Below are 6406 nucleotides of genomic sequence, written 5' to 3' on the forward strand. Positions count from 1 at the left end.
GATCGGTATCATTCGCGCAAACGGCCGAGGCGACTCAGCGAAGCGCCTTCCGCCGCCTGCGGCTTCGGGAACGGAACCGCAGACCCTATGCTGAGCGCATCCGTCGGACAGACGTCGACGCACCGTCCGCACAGCATGCAATCCCCCGCGCTTACATGATCGGCGCCTTCGTCCAGAACGCCGTCGAGGATCTCGGGGTCGCAGAGGCACACGGCTCGGCACGCGTCGCAGTGCACGCAGCGCTCAGCATCCATCTTGACGCTGACCAGACCGAACGTGCCGATCGCTTCGTAGAAACCACCCAGGGGGCAGAGCGCCCGGCACCATACGCGCTCGGCCCAGAAGAGCTCGGCCACCACGATGGCGGCCATGGTGAAGCCGCCCGCCAACGATCCGAAGAGCATGCCCCTGTTCAGAAACGCGATCGGGCTGAACATCTCGAATACCAGCATGCCGGTGGCCGCACAGATAACCAGCACCACGATGGAGACGATCATTTTCGTGCGCCGGGGAAGCGCATGGACGGCGACCGTAAGCCCCAGCTTGCGACGTAGCCAATCGACACCTTCGAGCACCAGGTTGACCGGGCAGACCCACCCGCAGAACGCACGCCCCCGCACAAGCCCGTACACAAGCAGAGGCGGCACGGCGGCAAGCGCCGCCCCGGCCGTGATGCTCACGCTCGCCGCCAGAACCTCTAGCAGGGCATACGGATCGAGCACGTTCACGCCGACGACCGACGAGGAGGCAAGCGACCCGAAGAACGGCAGGTCCGAAGGAACGACCGAAAGCTCTTCCCTGCCGCTGACGAGCCCGAACATACCCGTTCCCGATATGATCACGGGCGCGCAGAAGAGCGCCAGCACCGCGATCTGCACGATGCGGCGCGCTATGCCGATTCTTCCCTTGACGTTCTTTCCAGGCTGTGCGGTCATTCCCTCTGCCTTCTCCCCTCTTTTCCGCAGGTGAAGCCGGTCGGCTACTCGGCGGGCGACCGATCGCCCGACACGCGCGAAGGGTTCACCGTCGGATCGTCCTCGAAATTGAAATACACGAGTCCGACGCCGTACACTCCTTCGATGTCCATGAAGGTCGCCGCGATGTCATGGGATTCGACGGAGGTCTCGGCCTCGATGGTGACGACGATCTTGCCTTCCTCGCATCCGTGGACCTCGACTCCGGGGATGGCCGCCAAGGCCTCGGCCGCCGTAGATGCCTTATCGGCGACGGCATTCACTACCAAGCTGGAAATAACCATGTCTCTTCCTCATGACGTACTCGCGTTCGACCGGCATGCGCGCCTGCATCGCACGCACGCGCCACAGCTCTTCCGCTTCGCAGGTCGCGCGCCCTGCGAAAGGACGTGCGACCATGCGGCGAAAGCGCGGTGCCGCCTATCCTACCGGATGGCAGATGATGCATTGATCGCGCTCAGGATCGATCTTCATGCTGGAGATATCGCCCGCAGCGTAATGGTCTTCGGGCAGAGCCGGAGCAGCCTCGACCTTCCGTGCGCCGTTCTCGTCGGCGCCGTGGCAGCCGTAGCACCCTTCGGAACCTTTCGACTCCCAGATGCCCTGATGGTCTTCAGCCGGCTGCAGAGGCGGAGCCTTGAGGGCGGCATCGTCTTGAGCGGCCGGTCCTCCCGATCCGCATGACACGAGCATGAACCCGCTCAGCGCGGCCGAGCAGAGGGCCGTCGCGACCAGCATCGCCAATGCGGCGGTTTTCTTCGTCTTCATGTGCGCCCCTCCTTACGCCTTTTCGATCCGAACGCAGGTCTTCTTGAAGTCGGGCTCCTTGGACAGCGGGCAGTAGATATCCTCCACCGCAAGGTTGATGAGCCTCTTCTCGTCGAAGAACGCCGCGAACGTCATGCCGGGATCGGGATCGACGCGGCCGCTCGTGGAGACGTTGATCTCGAAGGTGCCGTACGTGGAGGTGACGCGCACCGTGTCGCCGTCTTTGATGCCCAGATCGGCGCAGTCCTGCTTGTTCATGTAGAGCAGCGACTCGGGCAGCGCGCGCTTGAGCTCGGGCACGCGCATCGTCATGGAACCGGTATGCCAGTGCTCGAGCAGGCGGCCGGTGCTGAACCAGAAGGGATAGTCTTCGCTCGGCTCCTGCGCGGGCGGCTCGTACGGACGGAACACCACGGAGGGCTTCAGGTCTTTGGCCTTGTAGAAGCACACGTCGTTGGCCAGGCCGGTCTTGCCGTACTTCTCGACGCCGTAGGGATCGAAGCCTTCTTCCTGGGAACCGTTGGCGAAACGCCACTTCGTCGGCAGCCACTTCCCATCGACTTCGCGCACAGGCCAGGTCAGGCCATGCGCGGAGCGGTACTCCTCGTAGGGAGCCAGCTGCTTGGCCTCCATCTTGAGCTTGGCTTCGAAGGTTCCGTCGGCATCCATGTTGATGGCCTGGGCGCGCTCGTTGAGCTCGGGATTGCTGAACGTGCGGTACTCTTCCCAGATAAGGCCGTTGATCTCCTTCTCGTCATCCGAGATGAAATCGCCCTTTTCCTTATCGAACACGAATCCGAACAGACGGTTGAAGGCGTCTTCGCCGTCGATGGTCTCGCCTTCGAGCACGCGCATGGCGACCTGGAGGAGGATCCACAGGTCCCATTTCGCCTCTCCCGGAGGATCGACCGCCTTCTCGAAGATGGTGGTGCGGCGCTCGCCGTTGCCGAACTGGCCTTCACGCTCGACCCAGAGAGCCGCAGGAAGCACGACGTCGGCATAGCGGGTCGAATTGGTGGGATACACCTCGTCGACCACGATGAACGTGCTGTAGATGCCCTGGTACGCAGGGTCGACGCCGAGCACGCGCGTCAGGTTGGGCGCCGAGACGGCCCAGTTGTTGTGGGCAGTCCACATGAAGTCGATGTTGCCCTTGCTCATCTCGCGGAACATCTTGGTGGTGTGGAACCCGGGCTTGGAGATGGGATCCAGATACCCTTCCGGAAGGTTCCATATCGCCTCGGTGAAGCGGCGATGCTGCGGGTTGGCGACGACGAGGTCGGCCGGCAGGCGATGGCAGAACGTGCCCACCTCGCGCGCGGTGCCACAGGCGGAAGGCTGTCCGGTCAGGCTGAAGGGGCCGTTGCCGGGCTTGGCGATCTTGCCGACGAGCAGGTGGATGTTATAGATGCAGTGGTTCATCCACGTGCCGCGGTTATGCTGGTTCACGCCCATGGTCCACAGGCTCATGACCTTCTTGGAAGGATCGGCGAACACATCGGCCAGCTCGCGGATGTCGTCGACCGGCACACCCGAAAGCTCCGAGGCGTATTCCAAGGTGTAGGGCTCCAGCCGGGCGGCAAAGTCTTCGAAGCTTATGCCTTCCACCGCATCGACCTTAGAACCGACCTCGCTCTTGTCGTAGCCGTCGTCGAAGGCGTCGCCCAGATTCTCCGTGCCCTGCTTGAACTGCAGGTGGTCCTCTACGAAGGCGTGGTCGTACAGGTCGTTCTGGATCAGGTAGTTGCAGATGGCGTTCGCCACGGCGATGTCGCTGCCCGGCCTGAAGATAAGCACCTTGTCGGCGGATTCCGAGGTACGGGTGCGATAGCAGGTCAGGTCGTAGTGCTTGACGCCTTCGCCCGAAAGCTTGTGCGCGGTCAGGCGCGAATACAGGACAGGATGAGCCTCTGCCATGTTCGCACCCCAGGTCACGAACACGTCTGCGTTCTCGAGGTCGTCATAGCTGCCCGCAGGCTCGTCGGTCTGGAACACGTTCATGAAACCGACGACGGCGCTCGCCATGCATAGGCGCGCGTTCGGGTCGATGTTGTTGGAAAGCAGGCCCGCCTTCCAGAACTTCGCCGTCAGATAGCCCTCGGCGATGGGCTGCTGGCCGCTGCCCCAGAACGCGATGCGGCCGACGTCGTTCTTGTAGGCCGTCTTCAGCTTGTCCGCAACCAGATCGAGCGCTTCTTCCCAAGTGGCTTCGCGCAGGCCTTCGTCCGTGCCTTTGGTGTACGGGTCGTCGCGGATGAGCGGCACCGTCAGACGGTCCTCACCGTAGAGCACGTTGCTCAGATAGTAGCCCTTCACGCAGTTGAGGCCGCGCGAGCTCCCATTATCGGGATCGCCCGTGACCGACACGAGCCTACCGTTCTTGGCTTCGCAGATCACGCCGCAGCCGGTGCCGCAGAAGCGGCAGACGCCCGAGGTGAAGGTGGATTCCCCGCCTCCGGAAGCGCCTTCTCCCCCAGAAGGCGCGCACCCGGCGAGCGTCGCCGTACCCATGCCGGCGGCGGCCATCGCGAGCGATACGGCCGTGGCCTTCACGAATTGTCGTCTCGAGACTTCCATTCATTCCTCCCTTTCCGGTAGTCCCCTCGTTCTTTCGTTCTCCTCGTTCTTTTATTCCCTTGCTCTCTTGCCTCTTCCCTCCGTCTTCTTGCCCTCCTTCTTCCTCCGTCCCTTCCCTCCGCCGTGTGCCTTCGTCAGCGCCGCACGACACCGAGAAGAGCTCCATGCGCTTATTCGGAAAACGCCTTGGCGGCCGCCGCCGTGCCTGACGCGGCCGACCATGCGGCAGGATCTTCGTCCGAGATGTAACCGTGTTCGATGTTGTAGGCGTCCCAATAGCCCTCGGCATCGGCCTTGTCGCGCACGATCGCGATGGCAGGTTCGTCCGTCACGCAACGCTCGACGCACCATCCGCACCCAGTGCAAACCTCCGGATCTATGACCGGCGCGAATACGGAATGACGATCGTCGCCTTCGCGCATGCGGTAGTCGATCGCGATCGCCCGATCGAGCAGCGGGCAGGCACGGTAGCAGACCTCGCATCGCATGCCCTTGTAGGAAAGGCACGTCTTCTCGTTGATGACGGCGATCCCCATGCGGATGTCCTCGCGCTCCTCGCAATCGCGCAGGGCGCCGGTCGGACAGACCTTCACGCAGGGAAGGTCCTCGCACATGCGACAGGCCTTTTCCCGCACGGAAATGCATGGGGTGCCCGAAGACGGGTCGAGAGGGTCCTTGACCATGCGGATCGATTCATAGGGGCAGGCTTCGAGGCATTTTCCGCAGCGCACGCAACGGGCGAGGAAGTCGGTATCGTCCTTCGCCCCCGGAGGTCTGATGAACGTTTGCGGCTCGCGCATCGCATACATGACGGCCTGAAAGCCGATGATGCCCCCTGCAATCGCCTTCGCGAATGCACTCAGACCCACGTCGATCCCCCCTGCAATGCATATGCCGACAATGTTGTCGGCGCCTCCCTTGAGATTCGAATGCCGAAGAGCATCGGCATCCCTCCGCCCGGCCGTATGGCGGGTCCCCCCGATGTTCTAGAGTACCATGAATCGTACGGCGAATGCGAAGGATTTTCTACCAAGATTCGATTGTTTCCGCAGTTCAAATACCTACTTGGCTTGTTGGTATATCGCGAGCACGCGCATATTCGACGAGACGAGGAAAGGACCGGGCGGTGCGCTGCCCAACATTGCGCGCTCGTTGCGTCTTTTCGTCATCAAGCCGCACAATAAAGCAGGATGCACCATCCCCCATAGCGTGAAAAGCCACATGGGAAGGACGTGGTTCCCGTGAAAAGAAGCTATATCGAGGAGAGCTTCGATGAGATGGCGCGCGAGGCAAGCGCCGACCGGGCGGATGCCCTCGTTCGAAAGATGCAAGAACGCTTGAGCGTCCTGAGACGAGAGAATGCCGACGCGTCGAAGGAGAGGATGAGACACCTCGAATCGCAGATTCTTCCCAGCATCGCCGCATACGAGACGCTGCAGGACGTGATGCCGAAGGAAGAGGCGTTCCTCGCCATCCACGCATGTGTCGAGTCGAATGCGTGGAAGAAACGCAAGGGTTTCGAGAGGCTCATGCACGTCCCCGGCATGTATCGTCTGATGCCTTGGGTGTTCGCCAAGGGAACACGTGCATCGTTCAACGAGGCGGCGGGGTTCGAGGCGGACGAGATCCAGGTCGGCGATGGGGTCTGGCGCATCGATATGACGAAATGCCCCTACTACGACGTCTGCGGGGCATATGGATGCCCCGAGCTATGCGGCTGCTTCTGCGACAGCGACGATATATGCTATGCAGGCCTTCATCCCAAACTCATCTGGCATAGAACGAAGACCCTGGGGCGCGGCGACGATTGCTGCGACTTCAGCCTCAGGATAGAAGGACGGTAACGCAACGGGAAACCGTCGTAACCAGCAATGACAAGAATCATCATCTCATGCCGCATCGCAAACCTCTTGAGTCGCGGGTGATAGCTAGAATGCTCTACGCGCACCTTGCGCACGGTCGATAAGAGTCTTGAACACACCGAGAGTCCGTCAATACGGAAACACGGAAACCCTCTATCAGTAAGAGCCGCAGAGATACTTATATACGTGAAGAAGGGGCTCCGGACGATTCGTCCGGAGCCCCCT

6 protein-coding genes are annotated in these 6406 nt (G+C 61.8%); 1 reads left to right on the forward strand and 5 read right to left on the reverse strand.

What is annotated here, in order from left to right; genetic code table 11:
* Positions 1-8 precede the first annotated feature (8 nt).
* The 5 genes from HMPREF1155_RS04305 to HMPREF1155_RS04325 form a co-directional block, all read right to left on the reverse strand.
* The gene (locus tag HMPREF1155_RS04305) at positions 9-935 is read right to left on the reverse strand and encodes a 4Fe-4S binding protein (RefSeq protein WP_009077639.1); all 927 of its coding nucleotides are present in this window, start codon (positions 933-935) and stop codon (positions 9-11) included.
* 44 nt (positions 936-979) lie between these two features.
* Positions 980-1258 (reverse strand): chaperone NapD, encoded by a 279-nt coding sequence (locus tag HMPREF1155_RS04310; RefSeq protein ID WP_006361887.1) that lies wholly within the window; start codon positions 1256-1258, stop codon positions 980-982.
* A gap of 136 nt (positions 1259-1394) precedes the next feature.
* Positions 1395-1742, reverse strand: a complete 348-nt coding sequence (locus tag HMPREF1155_RS04315; RefSeq protein ID WP_009077719.1) for a hypothetical protein — start codon at positions 1740-1742, stop codon at positions 1395-1397.
* 12 nt (positions 1743-1754) lie between these two features.
* Positions 1755-4319 (reverse strand): molybdopterin-dependent oxidoreductase, encoded by a 2565-nt coding sequence (locus tag HMPREF1155_RS04320; RefSeq protein WP_009077654.1) that lies wholly within the window; start codon positions 4317-4319, stop codon positions 1755-1757.
* Between the two features lie 170 nt (positions 4320-4489).
* Positions 4490-5188 carry a 4Fe-4S dicluster domain-containing protein gene (locus HMPREF1155_RS04325; RefSeq protein ID WP_009077647.1) on the reverse strand — a complete coding sequence of 233 codons (699 nt, stop codon included), beginning with the start codon at positions 5186-5188 and terminating at the stop codon, positions 4490-4492.
* 372 nt (positions 5189-5560) lie between these two features.
* On the opposite strand from HMPREF1155_RS04325, the gene HMPREF1155_RS04330 reads away from it, so the two are divergent.
* Positions 5561-6163, forward strand: coding sequence for an L-2-amino-thiazoline-4-carboxylic acid hydrolase (locus HMPREF1155_RS04330; RefSeq protein ID WP_009077669.1), 603 nt, complete (start codon positions 5561-5563; stop codon positions 6161-6163).
* The last annotated feature ends 243 nt before the right edge of the window (positions 6164-6406 follow it).

It is taken from the genome of Slackia sp. CM382 (genome assembly GCF_000293015.1).
Taxonomy (GTDB): Bacteria; Actinomycetota; Coriobacteriia; order Coriobacteriales; family Eggerthellaceae; genus Slackia; species Slackia exigua.

Bases quoted from the DNA above. Each gene is read 5' to 3' on its own strand.
- HMPREF1155_RS04305 (WP_009077639.1), bottom strand. From the start codon at position 935: ATGACCGCACAGCCTGGAAAGAACGTCAAGGGAAGAATCGGCATAGCG.
- HMPREF1155_RS04310 (WP_006361887.1), bottom strand. From the start codon at position 1,258: ATGGTTATTTCCAGCTTGGTAGTGAATGCCGTCGCCGATAAGGCATCT.
- HMPREF1155_RS04315 (WP_009077719.1), bottom strand. From the start codon at position 1,742: ATGAAGACGAAGAAAACCGCCGCATTGGCGATGCTGGTCGCGACGGCC.
- HMPREF1155_RS04320 (WP_009077654.1), bottom strand. From the start codon at position 4,319: ATGGAAGTCTCGAGACGACAATTCGTGAAGGCCACGGCCGTATCGCTC.